The following is a 16,629-nucleotide window of genomic DNA, read 5'->3' on the forward strand; positions in this document are numbered from 1 at the left end:
GGGCGAAATGTCTCAGCGCAATGATTCATGAGAGATATTTTGATCTGTATCAAGGTTTTTTAAGTCCCACCTAAGTAACCTTTGACCCACATCATCAAAGCGTTCTTGGGAGAACATCAAGTGGACCTTGCACAGAACTACAACTACAAGATTGTGAAGCAATTCGCAGTCGCCACCGTGGTCTGGGGGATCATCGGCATGCTGGTCGGCGTTATTATCGCTGCCCAATTGGCATGGCCGGCATTGAACCTGGACATTCCATGGTTAACTTATGGCCGTCTGCGGCCATTGCACACCAACGCGGTGATTTTCGCGTTCGGTATTTGCGGCCTGTTCGCAACGTCGTACTACGTGGTACAGCGTACCTGCCAGGTACGTCTGTTCTCGGACAAGCTGGCTGCCTTCACCTTCTGGGGCTGGCAAGCCGTCATTCTGAGCGCCGTCGTTACGCTGCCACTGGGTCTGACCCGCGGTAAAGAGTACGCCGAGCTGGAATGGCCTATCACTCTGCTGATCGCTGTCGTGTGGATCGCCTACGCGGTAGTGTTCTTCGGCACCATCCTGACCCGCAAAGTTAAGCACATCTACGTGGCTAACTGGTTCTTCGCTGCCTTCATTCTGGCCGTGACGATCCTGCACGTGGTCAACGGTGCTTCGATGCCTGCAACCCTGTTCAAATCCTACTCCGCTTACGCAGGTGTACAGGACGCGATGATCCAGTGGTGGTACGGCCACAATGCGGTGGGCTTCATCCTGACCGCCGGCTACCTGGGCATGGTGTACTACTTCATTCCTAAGCAAGCTGAACGTCCTGTGTACTCGTATCGCCTGTCGATCGTGCACTTCTGGGCGCTGATCTTCACCTACATGTGGGCGGGTCCTCACCACCTGCACTACACCGCACTGCCAGACTGGACCCAGTCGCTCGGTATGGTGTTCTCGCTGATTCTGCTGGCACCATCGTGGGGCGGTATGATCAACGGTATCATGACGCTGTCGGGCGCATGGCACAAACTGCGTACCGATCCTATCCTGAAATTCATGATCGTGTCGCTGTCGTTCTACGGTATCGCCACCTTCGAAGGCCCGATGATGTCGATCAAGACCGTCAACGCGCTGTCGCACTACACCGACTGGAGCATTGCTCACGTTCACGGTGGCGCTCTGGGCTGGGTTGGTTTCATCACCATGGGTTCGATCTACTACCTGCTGCCACGTATGGCTGGCTCGCAGAAAATGTATAGCACCAAGCTGATCGACCTGCACTTCTGGGTAGCCACCATCGGTATCGTTCTGTACATCGCCGCAATGTGGATCGCCGGTGTGATGCAAGGTCTGATGTGGCGCGCAGTCAATCCAGACGGCACCCTGACCTACACCTTCGTTGAAGGCGTCAAAGCGACCTATCCGTACTACGTTGTGCGCTTCACCGGCGGCCTGCTGTATCTGACCGGCATGTGCGTGATGGGCTACAACACCTGGATGACCTTGCGTAACCGCGAGACCGCCGTAGCGCGTATTCCTGCGCTGACCAGCGGCCACGCTTGATATCGGAGCACCTATGAAATTTTCACATGACTGGATTGAAAGAAATCCCTGGCTGCTGATCGCGCTGGTAGTGCTGGTAATCAGCGTCGGCGGCGCCGTAGAAATCTTGCCGCTGTTCTTCCAGAAGTCGACTACCGAACCGGTAGCTGGCCTGAAGCCTTACTCGGCACTGCGTCTGACCGGCCGCGACATCTACATCCGCGAAGGCTGCTACAACTGCCACTCGCAGATGGTGCGTCCGTTCCGTGCAGAGACCGAGCGCTATGGTCACTACTCGGTAGCTGGCGAGTTCGTCTATGACCGTCCGTTCCAGTGGGGTTCGAAACGTACCGGTCCGGATCTGGCCCGTGTCGGCGGCCGTTACAGCGATGAATGGCACCGTACCCACCTGAACAACCCACGTGACGTGGTGCCAGAGTCGAACATGCCTAACTACCCATGGCTGGCGAAAACCAAGCTGGACCCACAGGGCGTGATTCCGAAAATGCGCGCACTGCAACGTCTGGGCCATCCGTACAGCGACGCTGAAATTGCCGCCGGTCCGGAAGAGCTGAAAGATAAAACCGAAGAAGATGCTCTGATCGCCTATCTGCAAGGCCTGGGCACGTTAATTAAATCGAGGAACTAACATGGCAATCGATTCCCTGTTGGACCGTGCCAGCAGCGTGATGACGGTGATTTCTTTCATCACGTTTGCCGGAATCCTGTGGTGGGCACTGGTCCACAATAAAGAAGCTGATTTCGCTCAGGCGGCACATCTGCCGTTCGACGACGAAGATTTGGAGGCGCAACATGGCTGATTTTACTAATAGCTTCTGGGACCTGTACATTGTTGTACTGACCATCCTGGGCATCGTCGGCTGTGCCGTACTGCTGTACTCGCAATCGAAAGTCACCAGCAAACCCGGTGAAACCACCGGCCACGTCTGGGACGAAGACCTGTCGGAACTGAATACGCCTATGCCGCGCTGGTGGATGTGGCTGTTCTACATCACCATCGTGTTCGGTGTGGTGTATCTGGTGCTGTACCCTGGTCTGGGTAGCTTCGCTGGCAAACTGGGCTGGAAATCTTCGGGCCAGTACCAGGCGGAAGTGCAGGCCGCCGACGCTGAATACGGTCCGCTGTTCGCCCAGTTCCAGAAACAGGACCTGAAGGCAGTGGCTGCCGATCCGAAAGCCCATGCTATCGGTGAGCGCCTGTTCCTGACCTACTGCGCCCAGTGCCACGGTTCGGATGCCCGCGGTAACAAAGGCTTCCCTAACCTGACCGACAAAGACTGGCTGTTCGGCGGTGCGCCGGAAACCATCAAGGAAACCATCCTGCACGGCCGTAATGGCGTGATGCCGCCGATGGGTGCCGCAGTGGGTACCGACAAAGATGTGGAAAACGTTGCGCACTACGTACTGAGCCTGTCCGGTTCGACCGCTGATCCGATCAAGGCATCGTTCGGTAAAGAGAAGTTCGCTGCCTGTATGGCTTGCCACGGCGCGGACGGCAAAGGCAACCAGGCCATCGGTGCACCGAATCTGACCGATAAGATCTGGCTGTTTGGCGGCAGTGCTGATACCATCATGGAGACCATCCGCGGTGGCCGCAACACGACCATGCCAGCGTTTGCCGAGTTCCTCGGTGATGCTAAGGTGCATGTCCTGGCGGCCTATGTGTGGAGCCTTTCCAACGACGTTAATCAACCGGCCGCTCCGGCTCAAGAAGTCGCCCCGGCAGCACAATGAATGAATCTGCACCACAAGTAATCAAGATGTACGCGGCTCGCGAGGAGATCTATCCTCGCGAGATCAAGGGCAAATATGTCAGTCTGCGCTGGCTGTTTGTCTGGCTCACGCAACTGGTGTTCTACTGCGGCCCGTGGCTGCAGTGGAACGGCCGCCAGGCCGTGCTGTTCGATCTGGGCGCGCGTAAGTTCTACATCTTCGGGATTGTCTTGTGGCCGCAGGACTTCATCTATCTGGCTGCACTGTTAATCATCAGCGCCTACCTGCTATTTCTGGCCACAGCAGTAGCAGGGCGGGTGTGGTGCGGCTTTGCCTGTCCGCAGACGGTGTACACCGAAATCTTCCTGTGGATAGAGCGCAAATTCGAAGGTAACCGCAGCGCCCGCATGGCGCTCGACAAACAACCGCCTTCGTTCAAGAAATTCGCCAAGAAAACCGGCAAGCATCTGACCTGGGCCGCACTGGCCCTGTGGACGGGCTATACCTTTGTTGGCTACTTTACCCCGATCAAAGTACTGGGCAGCGAAGCGTTCACGCTGAGCTTCGGCCCATGGGAATGGTTCTGGGTGGTGTTCTATGCCTTTGCCACCTACGGCAATGCCGGCTGGATGCGCGAGCAGGTGTGCAAATACATGTGCCCTTACGCCCGCTTCCAGAGCTCGATGTTCGACAAGGACACCCTGATCATTTCCTACGATAAGGAGCGCGGCGAACCGCGTGCTCCTATCTCCAAATCGAAACAGACTACCGGCAACGGTTCCTGCATCGATTGCTCGCTGTGCGTGCAGGTCTGCCCTACCGGCATCGATATCCGCAACGGCCTGCAATATGAATGCATAGGCTGCGCATCCTGTGTCGATGCCTGCAACAGCGTGATGGACAAGATAGGCCAGCCGCGCGGTCTGGTGCGTTACACCACCGAGCATGGTCTGGTAAACAAATACACCCCGGCCCAGATCCGCGAGCGCACCTTGCGTCCGCGCGTGCGTATCTACACGGCGATACTGGGCCTGATCATCTGTGCGGCGGCGGCGTCGCTGTACCTGCGTACGCCGCTCAAGATGGATGTGATCCGCGACCGCGGTTCGATGGGCCGCGAAGTGGAAGATGGCATGATAGAAAATGTCTACCGTCTGCAGATCATGAATACCTCGGAACGCGGCCATACCTATCAGATCCGCGTCAGCGGCTTGGATACGCTGAAGCAGGTAACGGCCGATCAGGTAGTGGTCGCGGCCACTGAAACCAAGGCTTATCCTATCCGTCTGCGCGTGGCCCATGGCGTGGGCAAAGCCGGATCCAACAAGATCGATGTGGAACTGACGGCCATCGACGAGCCGTCGCTGCATGTGAAAGAACACGCGGTGTTCATCGTCCCGCGCTAAGGAGCTAACATGACCGTCTCGATACTGGAACAAACGCCTGCCGCACCCTGGTATAAACACCGCTGGCCGTGGTTCCTAATGCTGGGCCCGGCTACCGCCGTGGTGGTGGGCAGCTATTTCGGCTATCTGGCCTACACCCAGCAGGATGCACTGGTGGTGGGCGACTACTACAAGAAGGGCAAGACGATTAATCAGGATCTGCGGCGTGACCACCGCGCGGCCGATCTGGGCTTGTCCGCCCAGCTGTCGTATGACGCAGCGCGCGGGGTACTGGTGGGTCAGTTGACCCGCGCTACGGCCACCGCCCAGCAGGAAAAGCTGTTCGTCCACCTGTCGCACGCTACCCTGCCGGAAAAAGACATCAATCTGGTGGTGCAGCCTGATGCCAACGGCGCGTTCGAGCTGAACCTGCCCATGCTGGAGCAGAGCCGCTGGGTGGTGCTGGTGGAAGGCGAACAGCGCGACTGGCGTCTGGCCGGCAGCTGGAGCTGGCCTAAACAGCGTGCCGTGTCGCTACAGGCCGATCTGGCCAAACCGGTGGACGACTGATCAGCCGCGCAGAAAGCAATGGTGCCCAGCTTTTCTCAAGCAGATCACTCAGGCTGATTGGCCAATTCGATAGCCGTGTCGCCTTTAGAAGTGCTGTCCAGCGCAGTGATAAAGCGCTGGTTGACATTGCTTTTCAAGGTCCATAGGTCGTTTACTTGGCACCATTTGTCACTCTCCGCCGGGCGTAACATCATGTACTGTGCGTCGAACAGGGTGCCATTCGTTGTTTTCAGCAGTCGCTTGGCCTGGTTATCGTTCTTCACAAATCCCAGTGCTTCATAGGCTGGCATTGCGTCCTCGTAGGAAAACAGCGCCAGCTCACCGTTCCAGCCACAGCTGGCGGAATGCGCCACTGCAGCCTGGAACAATGCGCCAGCTGCGTTCTGAGTTGCTGGGTGGGAGCAGGCATAGCGGACGACCGGCATGGCCGGATCCATGGCCAGCAAACCGACCATACCCTGACCAAGCTGGTATCCAAACACCGCGCCTGCCTCTCCTTTGCTGCAATATGTTGCCATGTCCCTGGCGACGTCTATGGTGTTGGCAATACGGTCATCCCATAGTTCGCCGTAGCTGCGGTGATCGCCGTATAGCATCAGTCCAAGCTGGTCCGACGGATCAGGCTCGCAGGCGGTTTGCGTAATCTGGTCGATCACATCGAATCGGGCTGGTACGGCAGCCGCCTCGTCAGCTTTCATTGCTGCGATCGGTTTCCAATGATGCTGAATCGACTGGGCAAGGGCAGATGCGGCGCTGGCCGCATCCGCGGCTGACAGGCTGACCACTGGCGCCGCACCGGATCGCAAAAGGGTCTGCGGTTGCTCCACTGCTGCGCTGGTTTCTGCTTCGGCAGGTAATGGCGGGCAGGTCAAACTGCGATGCATGAAGCTTGAGGAATCAGGCGTTACCAGTGGGGGATTTACCGAAGGAAATCTTGGGCCGGTGTTGGCGCCGTGCACTGGGGTGGCATGAAACAAAGTGGATGAAGGCACCGCCAAGGTGATGGCAGGGTTTTGTGCTGTTGCTGGGATCATAAGTATGTCACTGAATTAATGATGCCAACTGAGTAACATTATCCGCACAAAACTCCTTCCATCCCGACTCTATAGCCAAGGGGCGGGAGCATAGACTAGGCGGAAAGGATGATTCTTGGATGGCTGACGCCATGTCCAGCGGTGTCTTACAGCAAGACCTAATGCAGCGATCAGGCGCCGCTATCGGGAATTTTTCCCGATGGGACAGGCATCATCCGCTTCGCTGGCGCTAGGCTGCATGGTGGTTGCAGCATGCCAGATGCGGCATCGCACTAGCCGGCATTAGCCGCAGGAGTGGGTACCGGCCGTAATGGCTTTCAGGCGCACGGGATCGAGCAGTTCGATTTCGCGGTTGCTCACGCGCAGCAGGCCTTCCTTCTTGAACTTGGACAGCAGGCGGCTGATACTTTCGATGGTCAGGCCCAGATAGTTGCCGATTTCCTCGCGCGACATGCGCAGCTGGAAGGTATGCGGCGAATAGCCACGCGCTTCGTAGCGGGACGACAGGTTGACCAGGAAGGCGGCAAAACGCTGGGTGGCCTGCATATTCCCCAGCAGCAGCATGACGCTCTGCTCGCGGGTAATTTCCTGACTCATCATGCGGTGGAAGTGGCGCAGCAGGGCCGGCATATCGGCCAGCAGTTGCTGCAGGCTGCTGAACGGTACTTCGCAAACTTCGCTATCTTCCAGTGCCACGGCGGTGCAGTGGTGCAGATCGGTGCTGATGGCGTCCATGCCCAGCAGTTCACCGGCCATCTGGAAGCCGGTAATCTGTTCGACCCCGTCGCGGTTAACCTGATAGGCCTTGAAGTGGCCCAGGCGGATGGCGTACAGGTTCTGGAACGGGTCGCCGATACGGAACAGGGTACTGCCGCGCGCCACCTTGCGGCGGCGGCCGATAATCTGATCCAGCCTATCCATATCGTCATTATCGAGGCCCATAGGCAGGCACAGCTGGTGCATGCTGCACGTTGCGCACTTGGCTTTGAGCACTTCGAGCGGGGTGCTGGGACTGACCAGCGAGTCAAATTCTCGTATCATCCCGCCAGTTTAGACCATTTGTAGTCCTTTTGGGCTATGTCATAGTTACTATCTCGGGTATTCCAGTAAGTATTTTGCCTCTAAAGCCGTAGTGCTGCAGTGCCGCATGGTAAAACTACTGTGGCAGATTCAGCACACCATGTTGCACGGGCGAATTTGTGCTGCGCTGCTCCTTGCGGCCAGCCGTGAATTGTATTGCTAAAAACTAGCTTTAATAGCAAAATTTACTCACCTCCCACGAGGTCCCGCCCGGTTTTCTGCAGGTTCTACGTTCACAGGGAACACATGACCTCATTAGGTATCAAGGCAAAAGTTGCGCTGGCCACCAGCCTGACATCGATCCTGATGCTGGCGCTGGTTACCGCAATGCAGATGCACCGGCTGCAGGACGACTTCAGCAAAGTGCTGTTTGCCCAGCAGACGGCGCTGATCAACCGTACGGCCGAGGAGCTGGACGACAAGCTGCTAATGCTGCGCGATATTATTGCCCAGTCGGCGAAACAGCAGCCGCCCGAACTGGCCGCCTCGCCGGCCCGCCTGCGCGAATACTATCGCGACCGTGCCGTACTGGCGCTGTTCGACGATGTGCTGATTCTGAATCCTGCAGGCCGCGTCATTGCCGACCTGCCCGAGCAGGCTGGCCGGGTCGGCATCGATGCATCCGACCGGGCCTATTTCAAGACCGTGCTGCATACCCGCATGCCGGTGATTTCCGAACCCGTCATCGGGCGTGCCCAGGGCCAGCCCATAGTACAGATGGTGGCACCGGTGCTGAATGCGCGCGGCGAAGTGGTGTGCGTGCTGATCGGCGTACTGCGGCTCTACAAGGACAATCTGCTCGGGCATTTGCGCAACGCCAAAGTGGGCCGCACCGGCTATTATTTTGCGCTCACGCGGGAAGCGGTGCCGCGCTATGTACTGCATCCGGATGCCAAGCGGCTATTGCAGCCGCGCCAGCCGCATGCCAATCCGGCCACCACCCGTGCGCTGGAACAGGGCTTCGAAGGCAGCATAGAGGGCGTCAACAGCAGCGGCCAGAACACCATCAACAGCTACAAGGCCTTGCGCGCAGTAGACTGGGTGCTGGCGGCCTCGCTGCCGGCGCAGGAGGCATTCGAACCTTTCCATGGCGCGGTGGAGCGTCTGATGTGGTGGAGCGGACTGGCAGGTTTGCTGGCAGCGCTGCTGATCGGCTGGCTGACCATGCATTTGCTGGCGCCGCTGGTGCGCCTGCGTGACACCATCGTTGCCCTGCATGCCGCACCGGCCGGCTACACCCCGCTGCCGGTGGCGACGGCCGATGAAGTGGGCCAGCTCACCAGCGCCTTCAACGCGCTGATGCAGCAGCGGCTGGCGGCCGATGCCCGCCTGCAGAATCTGGTGGAATATGCGCCCATTGTGATACTGGTGGTAGATGCTGCTGGCCGGATCGAAACCATGAACCGTGAAGCGGAGCGCTGCTTCGGCTACGCCCGTGGGGAAATTCTGGGCCGCCCGCTGACCATGCTGGTGCCGCCGCGTCTGCACGAGCGCTACGTCGATATCCAGCAGCGCTTCTTCAGCCAGAGCATGGGGGCAGCACCGGTGCGCATCGGTCCCGAGCAGGTGCTGTACGGCTTGCGCCGCGACAGCAGCGAGTTCCCGCTGGAGCTCAATCTGAGTGCCGTGCGTACCGATCAGGGCGTGAAGATGCTGGCCATGATTGCCGACATCACCGAGCGCCACCGCCTGCAGCAGGATGTGGAAGCGCGCGCAGCGGAACTGGAGCGCGAGCGCGACCGCGCCGAAGCGGCCAACCGCGCCAAGAGTGATTTTGTGGCGAATATGAGCCACGAAATCCGCACGCCGATGAATGCGGTGCTGGGCATGGTCTACCTGCTCGGTAATACGCCGCTGACGCCGCAGCAGCGCAAATATCTGAACATGGTGCGCGAATCGGGCCAGTCGCTGCTGGGCATCCTTAACGACGTGCTGGATTTCTCCAAGATCGAAGCGCGCCACATGGAATTATCGCCGGTCGATTTTGCGCTCGATGATGTGGTCAATGCGCTGGCCACGCTGATGACACTCAATAGCGGCGAAAAGCCGCTCGAACTGGCCATCCGCGTCGATCCTGCCATTCCGCGCCAGCTGCATGGCGATGCACTGCGCCTGCAGCAGATACTGGTCAATCTGGTGGGCAATGCCATCAAGTTCACCGAGCAGGGCGAAGTCGCGGTGAATATCGAACTGATTGCGGCGGACGCGCGGCAGATATTGCTGCGTTTCGAAGTGCGCGATTCCGGCATGGGCATGAACGAGGCCCAGCTGACCCAGCTGTTCAACGCCTTTACCCAGGGTGACCAGAGCATTACCCGGCGCTTTGGCGGCACGGGTCTGGGGCTGGCCATCAGCAAGCGGCTGATCGAGCTGATGGGCGGAGAAATTGCCGTGGCCAGCGCACCCGGCCAGGGTTCGCGTTTCTGGTTCAGTCTGGCATTCGGGGTGGCCAGCAGCGCTGCCGAGGAACGCCGCCATCCCGTGCCCGGTCCGCTCACCGTGCTGGCGGCGGTAGCCCACGATAGTTGCCGCGCCATTATCGCGGAGCTGTTGCGCGGCTATGGCTGGCAGGTGGATGAAGCGGCCACGGATCTGGCGGCACGCCAGTGCTACGAACAGCGTCAGGCGGGCGGCCAGCAGTACGATCTGCTGCTGCTGGACTGGCAGATGCAGGGAGCCGACGGCCGTAGCACGCTGCAGGCCTTGCGCGCGCAGCAGGGCGCTGCTGCCCTGCCGCTGGTGGTGCTGGCCCAGCCAAGCGTGCGCGCCCAGGCCGAGAGCGATGAAAACGCTGTGGTGCTGGTGAAGCCCGTTACCCCGACGAATTTATATGACGCACTCCAGCATGCGCTGGCAGCGTATGGCGAACACGGCCAGCGTGCCACGGCGGAAGCCAGTATCGCCGGCAGTCTGGCCGGTATCCACTTCCTGCTGGTAGAGGACAATCTGCTGAACCAGATGGTGGCGCGCGGCATACTCGAACATGCCGGCGCCACGCTCGATGCGGTGGGCGACGGGCGGCAGGCGGTGGAGCGCCTGCGCGCCGGCCCCGAGGATTACGATATGGTGCTGATGGATATGCAGATGCCCGTCATGGATGGCTACACGGCCACCCGTATCCTGCGCCAGCAACTGGGGCTGAAGCTGCCGATTATTGCCATGACGGCCGGCGTGCTGGGCAGTGAAAGGCACCGCAGCGAGGAAGCCGGCATCAGCGATTTCATACCGAAACCGATCGAGGTGGAGGAAATGCTGGCCGTGTTGCAGCGGCATCTGCCGGCGCGTGCGCAGCGTGCGGCTGCTCCTGCGGCGGCAGTGCAGACGCCAGCCCAGCCAGCCATCGATGACGGCGTGTTCAATATGGATAGCCTGATGCGGGTGATGGGCAAGGACGCGGCAGGGCGTGCCATGATGGAGCGCATGGTGCGCGGCGCCATCGACAGCGGCATGGGCCCGGTCGAAGTGGCTGGCGTGGCACTGCAGGAAGGGCGGCTGCGCGATGCCGCCCATGCTTTCCACGGCCTGCGCGGCGCGGTGGGTGTGCTGGGTGCCAAGCGGCTGGTGCAGGCCACGCTGGATGCGGAGAAAGCCATCAACAACGACGCCGTCAGCAGCGCGGCGGCCGATCTGGCGCCCTACTTCCAGGCCGTACGGCAGGAACTGGCGCAGACGCTGGCGCAGGCGCGCCGGTGGCTGGACGCGCAGGCAGCTGACAAATCGAATTGAGAATAATTCGCATTTACATTTGTATCCTTCCTTGTTACAATCCTGCTACCCCTAGTTGTTTAGCGGCAGCCAGACGCCTTTAGCACGATTGCAACTCTTGCAGCGCAGCCAGCCACCCACTCCCACGGATGAAGGATGCACATGATCAAGAGTCGTAAGCACGCGCCTGCGCGGCGTTCCCCCCTCAACTGCACGCTGGCTGCCTTGCTGCTGCCCGCCAGCGTGGCGGTGCAGGCCGGAGAAACCAGCCAGCCAGCCCAGAAAACGCTGGATGAAGTGAAAGTGATAGCCGATGCCATCAACGATTTCAAGGCCGACAAGGCCAGTTCGCCCAAATACACGGAAAAGCTGGTCGATACGGCGCAGACGGTCACCGTCATCAAGCGCGAACTGGTGGAGCAGCAAGGCGCCGTGACCCTGACGGAAGCGCTGCGCAACACCCCCGGCGTGGGCGCTTTCTTCCTCGGCGAAAATGGCAGCACCACGACGGGCGATGCCATCTATATGCGCGGTTTCGATGCGTCCGGCAGCATCTTTGTCGACGGCGTGCGCGATGTGGGCTCGATCTCGCGCGATACCTTCAACATCGAGCAGATCGATGTGCTGAAGGGACCCGCCGGTACCGACAGCGGGCGCAGCACGCCCACCGGCTCGGTCAATCTGGTCAGCAAACAGGCATTGATGGAAAACGCCAGCAATGCCGCGCTGACGCTGGGCAGCGGCCAGCAGCGCCGCGTCACGGCCGATCTGAACCGCGTGATCAACAGCGATACGGGCACGGCCTTCCGCCTCAATCTGCTCGATCAGGACAGCGGCAATCCGGCCCGCGACGTGGTGCGCAACAAGCGCTGGGGCGTCGCGCCATCGCTGGCCTTCGGCCTGAACGGCACGACCCGCGTCTACCTCAACTATCTGCACGTACAGCAGGACAATATTCCCGATGGCGGCGTGCTGACCATAGGTCTGCCCGGCTGGACGCCACCGGCGCCGATCGCCGCGACCGCCACCAAGCCGGCCCAGAGCTTTGCCTTTATGGCGGGCGCCAGACCGGTTGATCCGAAGAATTTCTACGGCTCCATGCTGGACTTCGACAAGGTGCGCGCCGATATGCTGACCACCCGCATCGAGCACGATTTTGCCGGCGGCGCACGCCTGCAGAACACCACCCGCTATGGGCGCACCAAGCAGGATTATCTGCTGACGTCCTTCATGTCTTCGGGCGCCAACCTGACAGCCAACGTGGCCGGTTCCGATCCGTCCAGCTGGGTGATGGCGCGTACCAATCTGACCTACAAGGATCAGCTCAACGAAATCCTCACCAACCAGAGTACGCTCAGCTTCACTCTGGAAGATGGCGTGTTCAAGCACGCGCTGGTGGCCGGTCTAGAGCTGACCAACGAGAAGCAGACCAACTACACCAACGTCAACGGCGCGGTGTCCGTCAACGGTTCCGTGGTCGGCCTGCCGCCGACCAGCATCTACCATCCGGATCCGTCCATGCCGATCAGCAAGGCACAGGTGAACATGGTGCGTAACGGCGCCCGCGGCGACGGCAGCACCAATACCCAGGCCGTGTATCTGTTCGATACGGCTAAGCTGGGCGAGCGCTGGATATTCAACGGCGGGGTGCGGCTCGATCACTACACCACCAGCTACAACGGCGTGACGGTACAGGGCGCGGCGACGCCGCAGACTATTCCGGTCGGCACCCTGCTGGCGACAGCGTTGAACAGCAGCGATACTCTGCTCAACGGCAAACTGTCGGCGCTATACAAGCCGACTGACAACAGCAGCGTGTATGCGCTGGCGGCCACTTCCAAAGCTCCGCCCGGCGGCAATACCTTCACGCTCAGCAGTGCGGCCAGCAGCGCTACCAACCCCAACTACGATCCGCAGATCACTACCACCTATGAAGTGGGCACCAAGTGGGATCTGCTGAAACAGAAGCTGTCGCTGTCGGCTGCGGCCTACCGCACCGCTGTGCGCAACGAGATCGAAGTCGATCCGACCAACAGCGCGCTGTACTACCAGAGCGGCAAGAAGCGCGTGCAGGGCATAGAGCTGGGCGTGACGGGTGAGCTGATGCGTAACTGGCTGATCAGCGCAGGCTATACGCGCATGGCGTCGGAAGTTGTGTCCGGCAAAATCGTCACCAACAGCGGCGAGAACCGGCTGAGCTACACGCCCAAACAGGCCTTCACGGCATGGACTTCCTACACCCTGCCGGTGGGCTTGCAGATCGGCGGCGGTGCCCGCTTCGTCGACAAGCTGTTGCGCGGCACCGATGGTGCTGTGGGTACGCCGGCCTACGCCGATGCTTACTGGGTGTTCGATGCCATGGCATCCTACCCGGTTAGCAAAAACGTGGACCTGCGCCTGAATGTCTACAACCTCGCCGACCAGCAGTATGTGGCGGCGATTAACAAGTCTGGTTACCGCTACACGCCGGGCGCGCCGCGCTCGGCCAGCCTGACGGCCAGCTTCCACTTCTAATCTGGCGACACGCGGCGTTCCGTTACAGGCGGAATGCCGTTTTTACTTGCGGAGCAAAATCATGATGTTGCATATCCCCGGTGTGCTAAGCCGGGAGCAGGTGGCCGCCATGCGGCGCCGACTCGATGCCTCGAACTGGGTCGATGGGCGTAGCACGGTGGGTGCGCAGGGCGCGCAGGTCAAACAGAACCGTCAGCTGGCGGAAGGCTCGCCACTGGCGCAGGAATTGGGCGCGGAAGTGCTGGCCGCGCTGGCAGCCAGCCCGCTGTTCTTCTCGGCGGCGCTGCCGCTGCGCACCTGCCCGCCCCTGTTCAACTGCTATGCCGGTGGCGAGCATTACGGCGACCATGTGGATGGCGCCATGCGCCGCGTGGCTGCCAGCGGCCAGTGGCTGCGCACCGATGTGTCGTCCACCCTGTTCCTCAGCGATCCCGAGGAATACGAGGGCGGCGAACTGACCGTGGTCGATGCCTATGGCGAGCATGAAGTGAAGCTGCCGGCCGGTGATCTGATCGTCTATCCGTCCACCAGCATCCACCGCGTGGCGCCGGTAACACGCGGCGCGCGCATCTGTTCCTTCTTCTGGACCCAGAGCATGGTGCGCGACGATATGCGCCGCTGCATGCTGCTGGAACTGGACCAGAATATCCAGAGCCTGCGTGCGCGTCTGGGCGACTGTACGGAACTGGTCGGCCTGACGGGCCACTATCACAACCTGCTGCGCCAGTGGAGCGAGGTTTAAGCGGCCTTCTGTGCGCTGCGGCGTTCCGCCCAGCTACCCAGCGGGCGCAGACCGGCCATCAGGAAGAACACCAGATTGGCCTTGCCCGGCATGGTGATGCTGAGGGGGATGGCCGATAGCGCAATGACGATCAGGCCCAGACTGCGCGCCATGACGGCAGCATAGGCCGGTGGATCGAAACTATGGCTGCAAAGCTCGGGGTGGCGATAGATATAGCGCGCCTGTAGCAGGGTGGCACTACCGAGCAGCACCATGACGCCCGAATACACGGCCTGTCCCGTCAGCGAAGCAAACTGGTTGTCGACGGCGGAAGCAAACGGCAGCAGCGATGCGCCGGACAGCACAAGCATGGTCAGCCACAACAGGCTCTGGTCCACCTGCCGCACAAAGCTGTACAGACGATGATTGGCGATCCAGAAGTTGGCCAGCACGAAGAAGCTGATCAGCCACGATATCATATTCGGCAGCAGCTCCAGCAAGGCATTGCGTAATGCGGCTTCGCCCGCGTGGCGGGCTGCTTCGGGGATGCGCAGGTCGATCACCAGCAGCGTCATGGCGACGGCAAAAATGCCATCGGCCAGCGCTTCGATGCGGTGTTTGCTCAGTTGCGGCGAGGTGGTGCTGACAGAGTCGGACATGGGGCGCTTTTTTGAGGACGGGGGAGCGCACATTCTTGCGGAAAATTACCTAAATCGCAATGTTAGGCAGGCCACTGTCGCTTAACGGCACAAATGTGGCAACCGCCCCCACTTTCAATCTACGCTAGCCTGCTAGCCACCAAATGCATCATTCGCGATACGTCGTAAGAATTTGGTCCGCGCGATAGTCTCTTCTTGTACACATTGGGCGATAAATTCAGATACCCAGAGATTGTTCCCGCCTTGCAGGCCGCCAATGAGCGTGCAATTTTCTTCTTTTAATTTCAGCCATGCACGCTGGGACTTGCGCAATTGTTCACGCTCTTTTCTGCTGTCCCACGCGTCTTTCTCAGGGCGCTTGGCGAGAGCCGCCTGATAGGCCTGATTCAATTCCTCATCGAGTTTTTTGTTCAGCTGATTGATGCATTGAACCTCTGAAATATGGTCGGGAAAACTCTTGTCGCACTCGCCAGCGGCGACGGCCAGTTTCAGCGTTAGCGGGTAAAGAATGGAGAAAGCAAGAACGCTGATGCACAGCTTGCGGGAAGGCGAGTTCAATGGCAGAACATTCATAACAAGTCGATTCATAGCCTGCAATGCTGGTGCAGGACTCAGGATATATCTTCGCGCTGTATTGATAATTTCCAGCTTGCATAAAGCGTAGGAAGGCTAAGGAAGCAGGCCATATTGCTCATGAAGAGGGCAAAGGCCACACCCACGATGCGCTCGACCGGCCATGCCTGCAATGCTGCAGACATCAGTAGCACGGGGCCTGCCAGAATATTGGCGAAAGTCAGGAAGGCCAGACAAACGAAGTAGGCGTCTTGACGTAATGCCGTCTCGCGCTCGTTGTCCTTAACGAAGGATTTGCCCAGAGGGCCGTTCATGGCTATGCTTCCAGCCAGCGCGATTGCAGGCCCTGCAACTGCATATACGCCGTGCGGTAATGGCGCTGCGATGGCGAAATAGATCAGGCCTGCTCCTAAGGCCATAGGTAACAGCGGCAGCCAGCGCATAAGCTGGCGCGGTCGTTCGGTAAAATCTGCAGACATATCCTGCCGGACCTGGTCGTCGGCATGGGTCCACCGGACCAATGCATCCAGACGCTGCAATATTGTGTTCGATTTCAGGTTCATTGCGATCTTGCGTCCGCTGCGTGAGTGTGTTTGTAGCGCGGTGCTGCCAGCGTTACTGTACTTTTGCTGTTGCGCTCTGGGAAACGGCCCACGAGAACTTCGTAGCGTTGCCTTGCACGGCCTGTTTCACGTTAGCCAGAATAATGTCAGCTGTCGGGTTTGCTGCTGCGTATTCTTTCGTGCCGGTGATTTTCAATACCGGTTTTGCATCCGCTATTCCAGCGGTTCTTGATTGGTCGATATGGAAGCCTGCATCGGCCAATACTTTTCGCCCCAGATCTATGCTTTGCTGGTCGAGTGACTCCACTTCGATCTTGTATATCAAAACCAGCGCATAGCCATGCGGTAGTGACAGGAATGACAGATCATGCATGACTTCCGACGGCAGTTTTTCATTTTCCGCCGACCAGGCAATCGATGAGGAGAATGCGATCAACAGCGCGAGCAGAATTCGGAAGGACATGGAGTATGCCAAGATTTGTTGTTTATTGAGCATGTCAATTTAGCATATCTCGCTACACGATTACAAATGCAGCTGAAATGCATCCGACCAGACGTCGATCT

Annotated in this window: 15 protein-coding genes; 9 read left to right on the forward strand and 6 right to left on the reverse strand. The window is 59.4% G+C overall.

Translation table 11 applies throughout. From position 1 onward, the window contains the following. Positions 1-120 precede the first annotated feature (120 nt). From ccoN to GTP27_RS19270, 6 genes are read left to right on the forward strand one after another with little or no spacing between them, the layout of a single operon-like run. The gene (ccoN, locus tag GTP27_RS19245; protein WP_161040760.1) at positions 121-1,548 is read left to right on the forward strand and encodes a cytochrome-c oxidase, cbb3-type subunit I; all 1,428 of its coding nucleotides are present in this window, start codon (positions 121-123) and stop codon (positions 1,546-1,548) included. Between the two features lie 13 nt (positions 1,549-1,561). Further along, entirely contained in the window at positions 1,562-2,176 is a 615-nt protein-coding gene (ccoO, locus tag GTP27_RS19250; RefSeq protein WP_161040761.1) for a cytochrome-c oxidase, cbb3-type subunit II, read from the forward strand. Position 2,177: 1 nt separating this feature from the next. Next, complete coding sequence (locus tag GTP27_RS19255) at positions 2,178-2,348, forward strand: cbb3-type cytochrome oxidase subunit 3 (protein WP_161040762.1); 171 nt, start codon at positions 2,178-2,180, stop codon at positions 2,346-2,348. Further along, positions 2,341-3,282 carry a cytochrome-c oxidase, cbb3-type subunit III gene (ccoP, locus tag GTP27_RS19260; RefSeq protein ID WP_161040763.1) on the forward strand — a complete coding sequence of 314 codons (942 nt, stop codon included), beginning with the start codon at positions 2,341-2,343 and terminating at the stop codon, positions 3,280-3,282. Before GTP27_RS19255 ends, ccoP begins: the two co-directional genes overlap by 8 nt. Then, positions 3,279-4,667, forward strand: coding sequence for a cytochrome c oxidase accessory protein CcoG (gene ccoG, locus GTP27_RS19265; RefSeq protein ID WP_161040764.1), 1,389 nt, complete (start codon positions 3,279-3,281; stop codon positions 4,665-4,667). Before ccoP ends, ccoG begins: the two co-directional genes overlap by 4 nt. Before the next feature lie 9 nt (positions 4,668-4,676). Next, on the forward strand, positions 4,677-5,216 hold the full coding sequence (locus GTP27_RS19270; RefSeq protein ID WP_161040765.1) for a FixH family protein: 540 nt from the start codon (positions 4,677-4,679) through the stop codon (positions 5,214-5,216). A gap of 44 nt (positions 5,217-5,260) precedes the next feature. On the opposite strand, the gene GTP27_RS19275 is transcribed toward GTP27_RS19270, so the two are convergent. Both GTP27_RS19275 and fnr read right to left on the reverse strand, forming a co-directional pair. Next, on the reverse strand, positions 5,261-6,250 hold the full coding sequence (locus GTP27_RS19275) for a hypothetical protein (protein ID WP_161040766.1): 990 nt from the start codon (positions 6,248-6,250) through the stop codon (positions 5,261-5,263). A 282-nt stretch (positions 6,251-6,532) separates the two neighbouring features. Further along, on the reverse strand, positions 6,533-7,291 hold the full coding sequence (gene fnr / locus GTP27_RS19280; protein WP_161040767.1) for a fumarate/nitrate reduction transcriptional regulator Fnr: 759 nt from the start codon (positions 7,289-7,291) through the stop codon (positions 6,533-6,535). Positions 7,292-7,576: 285 nt separating this feature from the next. On the opposite strand from fnr, the gene GTP27_RS19285 reads away from it, so the two are divergent. The 3 genes from GTP27_RS19285 (at position 7,577) to GTP27_RS19295 (ending at position 14,291) form a co-directional block, all read left to right on the forward strand. Then, positions 7,577-11,056 (forward strand): PAS domain-containing hybrid sensor histidine kinase/response regulator family protein, encoded by a 3,480-nt coding sequence (locus GTP27_RS19285; protein ID WP_161040768.1) that lies wholly within the window; start codon positions 7,577-7,579, stop codon positions 11,054-11,056. 135 nt (positions 11,057-11,191) lie between these two features. After that, the gene (locus tag GTP27_RS19290; protein WP_161040769.1) at positions 11,192-13,549 is read left to right on the forward strand and encodes a catecholate siderophore receptor Fiu; all 2,358 of its coding nucleotides are present in this window, start codon (positions 11,192-11,194) and stop codon (positions 13,547-13,549) included. A gap of 61 nt (positions 13,550-13,610) precedes the next feature. Then, positions 13,611-14,291 (forward strand): Fe2+-dependent dioxygenase, encoded by a 681-nt coding sequence (locus GTP27_RS19295; RefSeq protein ID WP_161040770.1) that lies wholly within the window; start codon positions 13,611-13,613, stop codon positions 14,289-14,291. On the opposite strand, the gene GTP27_RS19300 is transcribed toward GTP27_RS19295, so the two are convergent. From GTP27_RS19300 to GTP27_RS19315, 4 genes are all read right to left on the reverse strand, one after another. Beyond that, positions 14,288-14,929: a TMEM175 family protein gene (locus tag GTP27_RS19300; RefSeq protein ID WP_161040771.1), complete on the reverse strand. Its 642-nt coding sequence runs from the start codon at positions 14,927-14,929 to the stop codon at positions 14,288-14,290. The genes GTP27_RS19295 and GTP27_RS19300 overlap by 4 nt on opposite strands. 132 nt (positions 14,930-15,061) lie before the next feature. Then, positions 15,062-15,502 carry a lysozyme inhibitor LprI family protein gene (locus GTP27_RS19305; protein ID WP_161040772.1) on the reverse strand — a complete coding sequence of 147 codons (441 nt, stop codon included), beginning with the start codon at positions 15,500-15,502 and terminating at the stop codon, positions 15,062-15,064. Between the two features lie 38 nt (positions 15,503-15,540). Then, entirely contained in the window at positions 15,541-16,065 is a 525-nt protein-coding gene (locus GTP27_RS19310; RefSeq protein WP_161040773.1) for a hypothetical protein, read from the reverse strand. Between the two features lie 52 nt (positions 16,066-16,117). Then, positions 16,118-16,561 carry a hypothetical protein gene (locus tag GTP27_RS19315; RefSeq protein ID WP_161040774.1) on the reverse strand — a complete coding sequence of 148 codons (444 nt, stop codon included), beginning with the start codon at positions 16,559-16,561 and terminating at the stop codon, positions 16,118-16,120. Positions 16,562-16,629 lie beyond the last annotated feature (68 nt).

It is taken from the genome of Duganella qianjiadongensis, from assembly GCF_009857915.1.
In the GTDB taxonomy this organism is placed as follows: domain Bacteria; phylum Pseudomonadota; class Gammaproteobacteria; order Burkholderiales; family Burkholderiaceae_D; genus Rugamonas; species Rugamonas qianjiadongensis.